Origin of the sequence: Pseudomonas sp. Larv2_ips, from assembly GCF_963879675.1 — a bacterium.
In the GTDB taxonomy this organism is placed as follows: Bacteria; Pseudomonadota; Gammaproteobacteria; order Pseudomonadales; family Pseudomonadaceae; genus Aquipseudomonas.
Genome location: NZ_CAWOAW010000039.1, coordinates 109,619 through 124,358, shown reverse-complemented (window position 1 = coordinate 124,358; position 14,740 = coordinate 109,619). Strand labels below are relative to the sequence as shown.

Sequence of the window (14,740 nt, the reverse complement as noted above, 5' to 3'; positions counted from 1 at the left end):
GAGGTGCCGAGTGGTGGGGCAAGAGCCCTTTGGTTACTTTGGGGCTTTTCCAAAGTGACCCGCTGTAAGAGCGGAACCCATCGCGGCCGTTACTCAAATAACGGATATGTACTCCGTAAAAACCGGCCCCCAGAGGCCGCCACGTCAAACAGCACATACATCCAATTCCAACCCCCCCATTGCCCCCCAAACTCCCCCTATCGCACAACTCTCCAGGGGGGAATCAAAACCATGGACCCAACACCCAAAACCAGCCCCGACGAAGTCGTCACCCTGGTCGTCAAACACCTGATCAAACCCGGTCGCGAAGCCGACTACGAAGCCTGGCTACGCCGCATCGTGCGCATCGCCGGCGAACGCCCAGGCCACCTCGGCGTCGATGTCGTGCGCAGCAAACAAAACCGCCTGGCGCTGTTCACCTGCGTCCTGCGCTACCGCTCCACCGACGACCTCGAACGCTGGCTCGACTCCCCCGAGCGCCAAGCCCTGATCAACGAAGCCACGCCCATGCTCGCCGACGGCGACAACACCGAAGTCGGTGCCGTCAATGAATTCTGGTTCGCCCCCCTGGCCGACAGCGCCGCCAAACCACCGCGCTGGAAACAAGCCGTGGTGACCCTGTTTGTCATCCTGCCGCTGACCCTGCTGATTCCGATCGTCTGGGGCCCGGTGTTACGCCTGCATCCGTTCCTCTCCAACTACGTGGTCGCAACCTTCCTGGTCACCCTGACCATCGTGCTGCTGGTGGTCTACCTGCTGATGCCGGCCGCCACCCGCCTGTTCGCTCCCTGGCTTGAAGCCTCTGTAAAGGAAACCCTATGAACGCCGATCTGATTCTGTTCAATGGCCAGTTCCACACCGTGGACCGTGAAAACCCGCGCGCCACCGCCGTTGCTATTCACCAGGGCCGCTTCGTCGCGGTCGGCACCGACGCCCAAGCCATGGCGTTGCGTGGCAGTGGCACGCAGGTCATCGACCTTAAGGGCCGCACCGTCATCCCTGGCCTCAACGACTCGCACCTGCACCTGATCCGTGGCGGGCTGAACTACAACCTCGAACTGCGCTGGGAAGGCGTGCCGTCCCTGGCCGATGCGCTGCGCATGCTCAAGGATCAGGCGGACCGCACGCCTACGCCGCAGTGGGTGCGCGTGGTCGGTGGCTGGAACGAATTCCAGTTCGCCGAAAAACGCATGCCGACCCTGGAGGAGCTGAACCAGGCCGCGCCGGACACGCCAGTGTTCGTGCTGCACCTGTACGACCGTGCCTTGCTCAACCGCGCCGCCCTGCGGGTGGCCGGCTATACCAAAGACACGCCGAACCCGCCGGGCGGCGAGATCGTGCGTGACAGCAACGGCAACCCCACCGGCATGCTGGTGGCGCGGCCGAACGCGATGATCCTCTATGCAACCCTGGCCAAGGGGCCGAAATTGCCGCTGGAATATCAGGTCAACTCGACCCGCCAGTTCATGCGTGAACTCAATCGCCTGGGCCTCACCAGCGCCATCGATGCCGGCGGTGGCTTCCAGAATTATCCCGATGACTACGCGGTGATCGAGCAACTGGCCAAAGATGAACAGCTGACGGTGCGCATCGCCTACAACCTGTTTACCCAGAAGCCCAAGGAAGAACTCAGCGACTTCAAGCACTGGACCGGCAGTGTCACCCTGCATCAGGGCGATGACTACCTGCGCCACAACGGCGCCGGCGAAATGCTGGTGTTTTCGGCGGCGGACTTCGAAGATTTCCTTGAACCGCGCCCCGACCTGCCGCTGACCATGGAGCAGGAACTGGAACCGGTGGTTCGGCATCTGGTCGAGCAGCGCTGGCCATTCCGCTTGCATGCCACTTACAACGAATCCATCTCGCGCATGCTCGACGTGTTCGAGAAGGTCAACCGCGACATTCCGTTCAATGGCCTGCCGTGGTTTTTCGACCACGCCGAAACCATCACCCCGCACAACATCGAGCGCGTGCGTGCGCTTGGCGGCGGTATCGCGATCCAGGATCGCATGGCGTTCCAGGGCGAATATTTTGTCGAGCGTTACGGCGCCAAGGCGGCCGAAGCCACGCCGCCGATCAAGCGCATGTTGGCTGAAGGCGTACCGGTCGGGGCGGGCACCGATGCCACACGGGTGTCGAGCTACAACCCCTGGACCTCGTTGTATTGGATGGTCAGCGGCCGCACCGTCGGCGGCCTGGAACTGCACGCCGAAGGCCTGCCGCGCCTCACCGCGTTGGAGCTGTTCACCCACGGCAGTGCCTGGTTCTCGTCGGAGCAGGGCAAGAAGGGCCAGATCAAGGTCGGCCAGTTGGCGGACGTTGCCGCGCTGTCGGCAGACTTTTTCAGCGTCGATGAAGAGGCCATCAAGTGGATCGAGTCGGTGCTCACCGTGGTCGGCGGCAAGGTGGTGTACGGCGCCGGCGACTTCGAAGATTTCGCACCGCCACGCGTGCCGGTGCTGCCGGACTGGTCGCCGGTGGTCAAGGTGCCGGGGCACTGGCGCCCAGGTTCAGCGTTACAAGCCCAGGTCCATCAATGCAGCGGCCCGTGTGGCGTGCATGCCCATGGCCATGAAAAAGCGCGCCTTTCCAGCGTGCCGGTCAGCGACTTCCAGGGTTTCTGGGGCGCGTTTGGCTGCTCGTGCTTTGCCTTCTAAAACCCCCAAAGGAGCTACCCCATGACTTACAAACGCTTGAACAAAGACGACGCCGTGGTGCTGTTGGTGGACCACCAGACTGGCTTGATCTCGCTGGTGCAGGATTTTTCGCCCAACGAATTCAAGAACAACGTGCTGGCGCTGGCGGATGTGGCCAAGTTCTTCAAGCTGCCGACCATCCTCACCACCAGCTTTGAAACCGGCCCCAATGGCCCGTTGGTGCCGGAGCTTAAGGCGCTGTTCCCGGACGCGCCGTACATCCCGCGCCCTGGCCAGATCAATGCCTGGGACAACGAAGATTTCGTCAAGGCCGTCAAGGCCACCGGCCGCAAGCAATTGATCATCGCCGGTGTGGTGACCGACGTCTGCGTGACGTTCCCGACCCTGGCCGCGCTGGCTGAAGGCTTCGAGGTGTTTGTGGTGACCGACGCTTCCGGGACGTTCAACGAGGCCGTGCAACGTGCGTCGTGGGCGCGCATGAGCGCAGCGGGTGCGCACCTGGTCAACTGGTTTGCGGTGGCCTGCGAGCTGCAGATCGACTGGCGCAACGACATGGAAGGCCTGGCCAACCTGCTGTCGCCACGCATTCCCAACTACCGCAACCTGATGAACAGCTACTCGGCGTTTACTGCCAAGTAACCCCGCAGACAGGACACCGCTGAACCCAGTGGGAGCCGGGCTTGCCCGCGACGGCGCAGCATCAGTCGACATCACGGTTGGCTGACGCTGCGCTGTCGCGGGCCAGTCCGGCTCCCACATTTGATTTGTGGTGCCATGACTGACCGGTTATAAATCAGCAAAAATGTCCACCGAGAAGCGACAATGAACCCCTTCGAAGACATGCGCCTGTTCTGCCAGGTCATGGAGTCCGGCAGCTTTACCGCCGCCGCCGAGCAACTGGGCCTGTCCAAGCAATTTGTCAGCCGCCGCCTGATTCAGCTGGAAGACCGCCTGGGCGTGCGCCTGCTCAACCGTTCCACGCGCCGCCTGGACGTCACGCCGCTGGGCCAGAGTTATTACGAATCCGCCTTGCGATTGCTCAGTGACGTCGAGCAAGTGGAGCAGGGCATCGCCGGCCAGAACAGCGAGCCGCGCGGCACGCTGCGCCTGAGTGCGCCGCTGTCGTTTGCCATGGCTCACCTGGGTTGCCTGTTGCCGTCATTTCTGCAGCGCTATCCGCACGTGTCGGTGGAAGTCGACCTCAGTGACCGGCCTGTTGACCTGATCGGCGAAGGCTACGACCTGGTGCTGCGCATCGGCACCCTTGAAGACTCGACCTTGATCGCGCGCCGCATCGCCAGTGTCGAGCGGGTGTATTGCGCCAGCCCCGAGTACCTGGCCCGGCGCGGCACGCCGCTCAAGCCCGAAGACCTGGCCGACCACGATTGCCTGCCCTACGGCCACGGCCGCCAGGTGCAGTGGCGCTTCCAAACCAAGGGCAAACTGCAGTCGGTGAATGTCAGCGGGCGCATGCGCGTGAACAACGGCGAGTTGTTGCGCGACACGGCGATTGCCGGATTGGGTGTTACTTACCTGCCGACGTTTATCGTGGCTGAGGCGTTGAAGGACGGGCGCCTGGTTACGCTTCTGGAAGACTTCGCCCCTGAAGCGCTGACCTTGTCGGCGGTGTACCCCCAGCACCGGCAAAGCTCCAGGCCGGTGCAGGCGCTGGTGGAATTCTTGCGTGAACGCCTGGCGGGTGGTTGTTGAACCACTGACACAACATCGCACACCTGTGGGAGCGGGCTTGCTCGCGAAAGCGGTGTGTCAGTCAGCGTATCTGTAGCTGATCCAGCGCATTCGCGAGCAAGCCCGCTCCCACATTTTGATTGAGGTTTGGCTCAGAGATCGACGAGGTTGGCCAGCGTCGAGCCCTGCACGTGACGCTCCAAATTCGCCAGGAACGTATCGGCAATCTCCTCTTGGCTGGCGCTGGTGGAATTCTTGCGTGAACGCCTGGCGGGTGGTTGTTGAACCACTGACACAACATCGCACACATGTGGGAGCGGGCTTGCTCGCGAAAGCGGTGTGTCAGTCAGCGTATCTGTAGCTGATCCAGCGCATTCGCGAGCAAGCCCGCTCCCACATTTTGATTGAGGTTTGGCTCAGCGATCGACGAGGTTGGCCAACTCCGAACCGTCCACATACCGCTGCAGATTCGCCAGAAACGTATCGGCGATCTCTTCTCAGCTGGCGCTGGTGGAATTCTTGCGTAAACGCCTGGCGGGTGGTTGCTGAACCACTGACACAACATCGCACACCTGTGGGAGCGGGCTTGCTCGCGAAAGCGGTGTGTCAGTCAGCGTATCTGTAGCTGATCCAGCGCATTCGCGAGCAAGCCCGCTCCCACATTTTGATTGTGGTTTGGCTCAGAGATCGACGAGGTTGGCCAGCGTCGAGCCCTGCACGTAACGCTCCAAATTCGCCAGGAACGTATCGGCAATCTCCTCTTGGCTGTTGGTCGAAATCGCCGAGGTGTGCGGCGACAACCTCACCCGCGGATGGCTGTACAACGGGTGCCCATCCGGCAGCGGTTCCGGCTCGGTCACGTCCAGCGATGCCAGGCCAACCTGACCGTTATCCAACGCCTCCAACAACGCCTCTTGATCGAGCAAACCACCGCGCGCGATGTTGATCAGGTGCAGACCCGGCCTGGCACTGCCGAGCACATCGCGGTTAACGATATGCCGCGTGCTCTCGGTCAGCGGCGCCGCCAGCACCAGATGGTCGGCGCGGGCGAACAGGTCGTGGATATCCCCAGCGGCTTCGACGCCGTCGACGTCAAAAGAGGCATGGCTTTGACGCAACGCAACCACGTTGATGCCGAGCGCCAACGCCTTTTGCGCGAGGCTTTTACCAATTGCGCCAAAGCCGAGAATGCCCAGGGTAGTGCCCTTGAGTGGGCGCAATGGCGTGAAATTCCAGTGGGCATCCTTCACCCAGATAGCCGGCAAATGCTTGGACGCGGCAAAGATCGCGGCCAGGGCGAACTCGGCGAGGTTGTCGGCGGCGCTGCCACGCGAGGTGGTTACCGGTGGGCCGTTGAACAGCCACTGCGGGTAGAAGTCGATGCCTGACGAGACCAGATGCACCCACTGCACGCCGTACGGCCAGCCCGGTGGCGGGGTGTCCGGCGCGGTATAGCCGCGTACGTTGATCGGGCGCAACAAGAGGATATTGGCCTGGGGCGGCAAGTCACTCGGCACACCGACAGGCACGCCGATCACCTGGGCTTCAGGATGAATCGAGGCGAGGCGTTCGCGGATCACCGCGTTGTAATCTTCGTCCAGCTGGCTGGCAATAATCACCTGACTCATGAGCGTTCCTTATTCATTTTGGGCCACGTTGGGCGAACACAGCTTTGCCGACGCCTTGCAGCACGGCGTCGTTTTGTGGGGTATGCACGCGGCTGCACAGCACATCGCGGTAATGGCGTTGCAGCGGGCTGTGGCGTGACAGGCCGGGGTTGCCCGAGGCTTCGATGGCCAACTCGACGGCGCGGATCGCGTTGCCGGTCACCAGGTACTTCAACTGCGCGGCATTCGCGGCCGGTGTGTGGCCTTCAGCGGCGGCATCCAGCAGGCTGCGGTTGGCAAACAGCAGCGTGTCGATATGGCCGACGGTTTCCTGAAAGCGCGGCAAGGTCGACAGCGCTGCGCCCAGATTGGATGGCTTGCGCTCCTCCAGCCATTTCACCAGCCAGTCCCTTGCAGCCTGGGCCACGGCGTCATACACCGAAGACAGCAACACCGACATCCACAGGAAACCATCGCCATCCAGCTCTGGCTGCGGAGCACTCCAGGGGCTCACGCTGACGGCGTGGTCCAGCGGCACCAGCACGTTGTCGAGCACCACTTCATGGCTGCAGGTGGCGCGCATGCCCAAGTGGTCCCAGGTGTCGATGATGCTTATACCGGGGCTGTCCTTGCGCACCAGCCAGGCGCCCACCAGCGGGTCGGCGTCATCGCTGCGTGCCCATACGCTGAACCAGCTTAGACCATGGCTGCCGGTGGAGTAAATCTTGCGCCCGCTGACGCGCCAGCCTTCGGCGGTGCGCACGGCGGTGGTCGCCGGCAGGCCGCCCCGCGCCGGGGTGCCGAGGTCGGGTTCGACGCGCAGGGCGTTGATCAGCGCGCCGTTGCGCACCGCGTCTTCGGCCACTTGCACGCGCAAGTGCTGGGGCCAGGTCTTGCTGTCTTGCAAGCGCGTGTGTTGCAGGTACTGCATCACCAGGATCAGCGCGGTGGAGGGCTCGCCCTTGGCAATCGCGCTGATCGCCTTGCGCGCCTGGGGCAAGCTGGCACCGCCGCCGCCCAAGGCCTTGGGCACAGTGAGGGCGACCAGGCCGTGGTCATGCAGCAGCTTAAAATTGTTGTGGGGGAAGGCGCCGCTGGCGTCGTACAGGTGCGCGGTGCTTGCCAGCTCAGCGCTGAGGCGTTCGAGCAGGGTTTCGAAGTTGGCGACTTCCACGCAGCGTAAGGAAGGTTGGGACGTCATGAGCATGTACTCGGTCAAAAATGTGGTCTTAGATAGCGATACGCACGGGCTGTTGGCTCAACAAGCGCTCCACCACCTGCAACACCGGCTCGGCCTCGGTACGCACCAGCCAGTCCGGGCTGACCTCGACAAACGCCACCGTGCCGTCCTGGGCAATCACCACCACGGTTGGCTGCGGCAATTCCCACGTACCGGTGCCGGTGGTTTCGCCGATGCTGCTGCCCTTGGCCAATGCCGCATTGCGCGAGGCTTCGTCAAAGCTGTAAAGAATGCCCAGGCGCCGCCCGAGGGTGTTGTCCGGGTCGCTGGCGACCAGCAGTTTGAGGTCATGGCGGGTCTTGATCTCGACCAGGCCCTGTGGCACTTGCGGGCTGACCGCCACCAGCGGCACGCCCCATTCACGCAGGCGTGGGTAGAGCTGGCGCTCGTAATAGGGCAGGGCGATGTTGCACGCCGGGCAGCCGGCAAAACGGAAGAAAATCAGCACCGCCGGCCCGTCGGCCAGCAGCAGGTCGAGGTTCAGTTCGCCGCCTTCCACATTGAGCAAGGTGAACGGGTCCAGCGCATCGCCCACCTGCACATACGCGTCGGGCTGCGCTTCATCCACCAGGCGCTGGCGCTGGTCGATATTGACCTGCAACGCCGCCGGCGCCCAGGTGGCCACACGTTCGGCATGCAGCTCAGCTAATTGACGGTTGAGAGATTCGCTCATGCCAGCGCCTCCTGTTGTTCTTCGACCTCGGTGGCGACGCTGTAACGGTTGGCCGGCACGTCCAGGCCCAGGTTGTCGCGCAGCGTGTGGCCGCTGTACTCGGTGCGGAACAGGCCGCGCTGTTGCAGCACCGGCACCACCAGCTCGGTGAAGTACTGCAAGCCATCCGGCAGCACCGAGTTGATGATGAAACCATCGCTGGCGCCGGTTTCGAACCAGGTCTGGATCGCATCGGCGACTTGCTCCGGGGTGCCGACAAAATCGCGTTTGGGCCGCGAGAAACGCAGGGCCACTTCGCGCAGGGTCAGGCCTTCGTCCTTGGCCAGTTGCTTGATGCGCTCGGAGCCGCCTTTCTGGCTGTTGGCGCCCAGGTCGCCGAGTTCCGGGAAGGGTTCGTCCAGCGGGTATTGGCTGAAGTCGTGGTCGTTGAACGGGCGGCCGAGGGCGACAATCGCGTCCTCCACGGTGACCAGGTCCACGGCCTGCTGATAGCGGCTTTGCACCTCGGCGGCGTCACGCCCGACAATCGGGCGGATGCCCGGCAGGATCGACAGGCTGTGGGCGTCGCGGCCAAAGCCCTTGGCGCGGCGCTTCAAGTCGGCGCTGTAGGCTTTGGCTTCTTCAATGTGCTCGACGTGCACGAAAATCGCATCGGCGTTTTGCGCCGCAAAGTTGCGCCCATCCTCCGAGGTGCCGGCCTGGAAAATCGCCGGTTGGCCCTGGCGCGAACGCGCGATGTTCAGCGGGCCTTTGACCGAGAAAAACTCGCCTTTGTGGTTCAGCGCGTGCAGCTTGTGCGGGGTGAAAAACTCGCCACTTTGCTTGTTGTAGGTAAAGGCGTCGTCTTCCCAGGAATCCCACAGGCCCTTGACCACGCTGAGGTGTTCCTTGGCGATGCGGTAGCGCACGGCATGCGGTGGGTGCTCGGCCTTGCCGAAGTTGTCGGCGGTGCCGCTGAGCCATGAGGTGACCACGTTCCAACCGGCGCGGCCGCCGCTGATGTGGTCCAGGGACGCAAACTGGCGTGCCACCTGATAGGGCTCGCTGTAGCTGACCGTCACCGTGGCAACCAGGCCAATGTTCGTGGTCAACGCGGCGAGGGCCGAGAGAATGGTCAGCGGCTCGAAGCGGTTGAGGTAGTGCGGGCTGGACTTGGCGTGGATATGCAGGCTGTCGGCGATGAACACGAAATCGAATTTGGCGCCTTCGGCCAATTCAGTCTGCTGCTTGTAGAAACCAAAATTCGTGCTGGCATTCGGTTGCGCCTGCGGGTGGCGCCATTCACCCCAGCCGTGACCGACGCCGTGAACCATGGCGCCCAGCTTCAAATGGCGTGGCTGCAATTGACCTGGCTTGCTCATGTGTAGCTCCTTGCTTAGCGCGATGCTTGAGAAGTGGGAAAACGCTTGGCGTTAAAGCTCTTGTCGAAACCCTGCGACACGTCGATGTGCCTGGGCAGCAGGCCTTCCTTCTGATAGGTGTCGGCCGTGGCTTGCAGGCCGCTGATCACGCTGTCGTCGATCACGACGGGGCTCAGATGAGTGTCCTTGGCCACCTCGACGTGCACCGCCAACGGCAGGCCGGTGATTTTCGATTGGGCGGCAGCGTATTCATTGGGGTGCGCATTGGCCCACGCATAAGCGCGATCGACGCGGGCGACGAAGTCGTCCAGTTGCGCGCGTTTTTCGCTGATGGCCTGTTGGGTGGCCGCAAAATACAGGTGGTTGCTCAGCAACGGGTTGCCGCTGACCAGCACCCTGGCCTGGCTTTGTGAGGTGACCACCGTGGTGTACGGGTCCCATGTGGCCCAGGCGTCGACGGTGCCGTTATCGAGCACCAACCGCGATTCGGCGGGCAGCAGGAATATGAATTGCACATCCTGGGTGGTCAGCCCGGCGCTGGCCAGGGCCTTGATCGCCAGGTAGTGGCCGATGGAGCCGCGGCCGGTGACGATTTTCTTGCCCTTGAGGTCGGCCACCGTCTTGATCGGTGAATCCTTGGGCACCACCAGGGCGGTGGTGTTGCGCCCTTCGGCGTGGATGATGCTGACCACTTTGAGCGAGGCGCCGGCGCCCAGAGCAAACACATACGGCGCATCACCGAGCGCACCGACATCCACGGCGCCGGCATTCAGGGCTTCGCCCAACGGTGAGGCGGAGGGGAATTCCGACCATTGGAGGGTATAGGGAACGTTTTGGGTTTCGCCCGAGGCTTCCAGCAGGGCCTTGATGGTGGATTTTTGATTGGCCACGCGCAGCGGTTGCAGGTCGGCGGCCTGGGCGGTGGTGAGCAGGCCAAAGGCGAGGGCGGTGCCCAGCAACAGGCGTTTGAACGCAGGGGTAAAGGTCATGAGCGGTAGATTCCAGACAGATCGAAAAGGTGTGGGTTACCTCCGCCTGGAAAGGGGTCGGTGCGGCCTGCCCCGGTCCGGGGCAGGCGTTAAGGGGGCTCAAATCACATAGAAACCATGGGTGCCGTCGCGGGCCAGTTGGTCGACCAGGCCGAACTCCCAATCCAGGTAGGCCTGCATGGCTTCCTTGGGGCTGTCGGTGCCTTCGTACGGTCGGCGGTAGCGGTCGATACGCGCTGAGGCCAGGTGCGTTTCTCCCGTTTCCAGCGGCAGTTGTTCGGCGATCCAGTGCGTGGTGCCGCCTTGCAGCAGGAACACCGGCTTGCCGGTCAGCGCTTCGACTTCGGCCACCGCCAGGCGTGCCAGTTGGCTGGTGCCGCAGGTCAGCACATAACGCTCGGCGGGCGGTACCTTGGCCAGCGCCTCGGGCAATTGCGCACGCAAGACCCAGTGAGCACCGGGAATGTGGCGCTTGACGTAATTGACGCTGGGGGTGAAATCCAGCACCGCCGTGTCGCCGTGGGCGAGCCACTCCGCCAGGGTGTGCGGGCTGATCAACTCGGCTTGCTGCGGCGCGGGCACGGGTGCTACCCAGGCACCGGTTTCGCTGAAGTGCGCCGTTTGCAGGTCGTCGAGCACATGCACCTCCCAGCCCAGTTGCGCGAGCCAGGAGGCGGACATGTTGGCACGTACGCCGTCGTCATCCGCCAGCACCAGGCGCGCACCGCGCACGCTGGCGACGTGATCGGTTTCCTGCACCAGCTGGCCGCCCGGAGTAGAGCGTGCGCCAGGCAAGTGGCCGGCTTCGAATTCTTCCGGGGTGCGCACATCGAACAGGTACGTGGTGCGGTGCGGTTCCTGCTGCCAGCGTTGCAGATCAGCCAAAGTCGCACGGCCGACGCGGGCTTTGTCGGCCACGCGGCGCGCGTCCCGGGCGGCGATCTGGCGGTGTTCTTCGCGGGTTGGCGCAAAGCGCCGCGACTGGCCGTGGGCGAGTTTTTGGCCGGCCAGGGTCCAGCCGATGGTGCCGTTACGCAGCGCCGACACCGGGTTGGCGATGCCAGAGTTGATCAGCGATTGAGTGCCAATAATGCTGCGCGTGCGCCCGGCGCAGTTGACGATGATGCGGGTGGACGGGTCCGGCGCCAGTTCACGCGCGCGCAGCACCAGCTCGGCACCGGGCACGCTGATGCCGGTGGGGATGCTCATGGTCTGGTATTCGTCGAAGCGGCGCGCGTCGAGCACCACCACGTCGGCTTGGTTGTCGAGCAGGGCCTGGACTTCTTCGGCGGCCAGGGACGGCGTATGGCGCTCGCTCTCGACCAGCTCGCCAAACGCCTTGCTCGGCACGTTGACGTCGATAAACAGCTCACCGCCGGCCTTGCGCCAACCGTCCAACCCCCCTTCAAGCAGGCTGACCTGGGTGTAGCCCAGCGCAACCAGGCGCTCGGCAGCGCGTTGCGCCAGCCCTTCACCGTTGTCGTAGACGGTGACCTGGGTATCGCGCCGTGGAATGCGCGCGTATACCTCCAGCTCCAGTTTGGACAGCGGGATATTCGCAGCGAACAGCGGGTGCGACTCGGCAAACGGCGCTTCTTCGCGCACATCGACCAGGGCGACTTCTTCACGGTCCAACAGGGCCTGACGGATCTGGGCGAAGCTGCGGTTCGATACGGTGGTCATAGGGCAGGGCTCTTTTCTTTGGACAAATCCCAGATGTTCGGGAGGTAGGCGTTGGAATAACCGGAGATAAACAGTTTCTCGCTGCCGTCGGGCTGATACACCGCGCGGCGTACCGCACCGATATTGGCACCGTATACATGAATGCTGATCGACACCTGGTCGCTGTGGGCATTGCTGACCTGATGGATATCGCCGACCTTGGGCGACACGGCCTCGACCTGACCCGGCACCAACTGAATCGGCTTGCCCTCGGCAACGAGGCGGCCGTCGGGTGCGCGTTCAAAGCCCTGGGAAAATTCCGAACCGCGCAGCATGCCGATCAAGCCCCACACGCGGTGGTCATGAATCGGCGTGCTTTGCCCCGGCCCCCACACAAAGCTGACGATGCTGAAGCGCTGGCGCGAATCGGCATGCAGCAGAAATTGCTGGTAACGCGCGGGGTCGGGTTGGGCGTATTCGTCGGGCAGCCAGTCATCGTGGCTGACCAGTTGCGCCAAGAGCTTGCCGCCACGGTGCAGCAGGTCGCCTTCGCGTGGATTGCCGTCGATCAATTCCGCCAGGGCGCCTATAAAGGCTCTGAGTCTCTCGGGGTGTCGGGCCTGGGTCATGGCACTTCCATCGCTGCTTTAACGGGGAGGGTTTGATGGGTTTATATAAGCATAATGTTTATAGTTAATATGCTATTTTTTAATGATTAGCTTATAGCTTTAGGTAATTTAGAACCGGTCTGCATAGCGTTAGACGTTATCGATCACAGCGTGGACTATCCATGATGCGTTCCTGCAACTATGCTTCGCACACATCTTAATGACTGTTCTCTATGTGCGGCCCAAATGAAAATTGACGATATCGATGCCTTTGTCGAAGTGATTCGTTGCCAGTCCATCAGCCATGCCGCCGAGTCGTTGCAACTGACCCAGCCGGCCATTACCCGCCGCGTGCAGAACTTCGAGCAGGCGCTCGGCGTGGAGCTGTTCGACCGCAACACCAAGCCCCTCAAGCCTACGCTGATCGGTACGCGCGTTTATGAACAATGCCGGCTGATCCTGCGCGAAATGGATGCCCTGCGCGAACTGGTAGCCACCGATGCGCCGCCGACCGGCGTATTGCGCCTGGGCGTGCCGCAGACCATCGGCGATGTGGTGCTGCTCGATGCGCTCAAGCACCTGCGCACCGAATACGCCGACTTGCGCACGCAAGTCGCCACGGGTTGGGGCAGCCAACTGGTCGGCAAGATCGAGCGCGGTGAACTGGACGCGGCGGTGGCGCTGTTTCCGGCAGGCAAGATTTTCCCGGACAACATCGTCGGTGAGTCCATCGGCAAAATGGAGTTGGTGGTGGTGTGTGCCAAGGCGCAGTTGCCGAAGAAGCCGTGCAAGTTGGCCGATGTGTACCAGAACGGCTGGATTCTGAACCCGGATGGCTGCGGTTTCCGGGCCGGCTTGCAGCGCACCTTGTCTGATCAGGGGTTGGGATTGCGGGTGAACCTGGAAACCTTCGGCACCGAGTTGCAATTGGGGCTGGTGGCAGACGGTTTGGGCCTGGGGCTGGTGCCGCGGCCTTTGCTGGAGCGCAGCGCTCACCGTGAGCAGCTGGCGGTCATGCCGCTCAAGGATTTCAAGCCGGTGATGGATTTGTGGCTGATCTATCCGCATTTTCTCGGCAACCTGCAGGGGCCGGTGGATGCATTCGGCAAGCTGGTCGCGGACTCGCTGCACAAGATCCGCAATGCCGCCTGAGCGAGGGATAGTTTTTATAAAAAAAAATAATAATTAGCTTAGATTAAAATGTGCTTTTTATTATTTTTCGGCATCCCCTAGGCTGCCTGGAAGTCCTTAAGGCCATCCAGGAAGTTTTGCCATGAGCAGCGTCACCTCTCTATCCAGCGTTTCCAGCAACGTCCGCCAGCGCGTATCGCCCGAAGAGTGGGAGGTACGCGTCAAACTGGCCGCGGCCTATCGGCTGGCGGCGTTGTACAAGTGGACCGATCACATCTACACGCACTTCTCGGCCCGCGTGCCGGGTCCGGATGAGCATTTCCTGATCAATGCCTTTGGCTTGTTGTTCGATGAAATCAGCGCGTCCAACCTGGTCAAGGTTGACCTTGACGGCACGATTGTCGACGACCCTACGGGCCTGGGCATCAATTACGCAGGTTATGTGATTCACAGTGCCATCCACGGCGCGCGGCATGACCTGCAAGCGGTGCTGCACACGCATACCCGTGACGGTATTGCGGTGTCGGCGCAGAAGGACGGGCTTTTGCCGATTTCCCAGCACTCTATCGCGTTCTCCGGGCGTATCGCGTACCACGGCTATGAAGGCGTGGCGCTGGACCTGGACGAGCGTGAGCGGTTGGTGGCGGACCTGGGGGACAAGAGTGTGATGATTTTGCGTAACCATGGGTTGTTGACGGCGGGGGTGAGCGTTGAGCATGCGTTTCAGCAGCTGCAGGGGCTGGAGCGTGCGTGCAATATCCAGGTGGCGGCGCAGGCGGGCGGGAATGCGCAGTTGATCTTTCCGCCGGCGGAGGTGGTGGCCAAGGTTGAAGAGCAGGCCAAGGTGTTCAGCAACGGGGCCGGGCCGGGTGTGGCGCGGCATTGGAATGCGTTGGTTCGGCAGTTGGAGCGTACTGATACCGAGTATAAAAACTGACGTCGGTAGTGGTGGGGGGCTTGGGGGGTGGTTTGTTTGTGAGGGGGGGGTGTTTAGGTAGATTGGGGGCATATCCGTTGCTGCGGTCACGGCGGCTGGCGGTTCCGCTCTTACAGCGGGTCACTTTTGGCAAACGCCCCAAAAGTAACCAAAAGGTCTTTGCCCCACCACTCGGCACCTCGCTCG

At 62.4% G+C, this 14,740-nt stretch carries 13 protein-coding genes; 6 read left to right on the top strand and 7 right to left on the bottom strand.

Features of this window, described 5'->3' with window-relative positions:
* The first annotated feature begins 231 nt into the window (after positions 1-231).
* From AACV02_RS30070 to AACV02_RS30055, 4 genes are all read left to right on the top strand, one after another.
* Positions 232-822: an antibiotic biosynthesis monooxygenase gene (locus AACV02_RS30070; RefSeq protein ID WP_119735444.1), complete on the top strand. Its 591-nt coding sequence runs from the start codon at positions 232-234 to the stop codon at positions 820-822.
* Positions 819-2,657, top strand: a complete 1,839-nt coding sequence (locus AACV02_RS30065; RefSeq protein ID WP_119735443.1) for an amidohydrolase — start codon at positions 819-821, stop codon at positions 2,655-2,657. The genes AACV02_RS30070 and AACV02_RS30065 overlap by 4 nt, the downstream gene beginning before the upstream one ends.
* A 21-nt stretch (positions 2,658-2,678) precedes the next feature.
* Positions 2,679-3,296, top strand: coding sequence for an isochorismate family cysteine hydrolase YcaC (gene ycaC, locus AACV02_RS30060; protein WP_106580735.1), 618 nt, complete (start codon positions 2,679-2,681; stop codon positions 3,294-3,296).
* Positions 3,297-3,479: 183 nt separating this feature from the next.
* On the top strand, positions 3,480-4,367 hold the full coding sequence (locus tag AACV02_RS30055) for a LysR family transcriptional regulator (RefSeq protein WP_119735442.1): 888 nt from the start codon (positions 3,480-3,482) through the stop codon (positions 4,365-4,367).
* A gap of 659 nt (positions 4,368-5,026) precedes the next feature.
* On the opposite strand, the gene AACV02_RS30050 is transcribed toward AACV02_RS30055, so the two are convergent.
* The 7 genes from AACV02_RS30050 to AACV02_RS30020 all read right to left on the bottom strand — a co-directional run bounded on the left by AACV02_RS30050 (position 5,027) and on the right by AACV02_RS30020 (position 12,507).
* Positions 5,027-5,974: a D-isomer specific 2-hydroxyacid dehydrogenase family protein gene (locus AACV02_RS30050; protein ID WP_119735441.1), complete on the bottom strand. Its 948-nt coding sequence runs from the start codon at positions 5,972-5,974 to the stop codon at positions 5,027-5,029.
* A 13-nt stretch (positions 5,975-5,987) separates the two neighbouring features.
* Entirely contained in the window at positions 5,988-7,160 is a 1,173-nt protein-coding gene (locus tag AACV02_RS30045; RefSeq protein WP_119735440.1) for an acyl-CoA dehydrogenase family protein, read from the bottom strand.
* Positions 7,161-7,182: 22 nt separating this feature from the next.
* Entirely contained in the window at positions 7,183-7,866 is a 684-nt protein-coding gene (locus AACV02_RS30040; protein ID WP_119735439.1) for a peroxiredoxin-like family protein, read from the bottom strand.
* Positions 7,863-9,227: an LLM class flavin-dependent oxidoreductase gene (locus AACV02_RS30035; protein ID WP_119735438.1), complete on the bottom strand. Its 1,365-nt coding sequence runs from the start codon at positions 9,225-9,227 to the stop codon at positions 7,863-7,865. The genes AACV02_RS30040 and AACV02_RS30035 overlap by 4 nt, the downstream gene beginning before the upstream one ends.
* 14 nt (positions 9,228-9,241) lie before the next feature.
* Positions 9,242-10,216, bottom strand: coding sequence for an ABC transporter substrate-binding protein (locus tag AACV02_RS30030; RefSeq protein WP_119735437.1), 975 nt, complete (start codon positions 10,214-10,216; stop codon positions 9,242-9,244).
* A gap of 99 nt (positions 10,217-10,315) precedes the next feature.
* Positions 10,316-11,899, bottom strand: coding sequence for a rhodanese-related sulfurtransferase (locus AACV02_RS30025; protein WP_119735436.1), 1,584 nt, complete (start codon positions 11,897-11,899; stop codon positions 10,316-10,318).
* A complete protein-coding gene (locus AACV02_RS30020) occupies positions 11,896-12,507 on the bottom strand; it encodes a cysteine dioxygenase family protein (RefSeq protein ID WP_119735435.1) in 612 nt (203 codons plus the stop codon). Before AACV02_RS30020 ends, AACV02_RS30025 begins: the two co-directional genes overlap by 4 nt.
* Before the next feature lie 225 nt (positions 12,508-12,732).
* On the opposite strand from AACV02_RS30020, the gene AACV02_RS30015 reads away from it, so the two are divergent.
* Together AACV02_RS30015 and AACV02_RS30010 are read left to right on the top strand one after the other, a co-directional pair.
* Entirely contained in the window at positions 12,733-13,638 is a 906-nt protein-coding gene (locus AACV02_RS30015; RefSeq protein WP_119735434.1) for a LysR family transcriptional regulator, read from the top strand.
* A 121-nt stretch (positions 13,639-13,759) separates the two neighbouring features.
* Entirely contained in the window at positions 13,760-14,554 is a 795-nt protein-coding gene (locus tag AACV02_RS30010; RefSeq protein ID WP_106580745.1) for a class II aldolase/adducin family protein, read from the top strand.
* Positions 14,555-14,740: the final 186 nt, after the last annotated feature.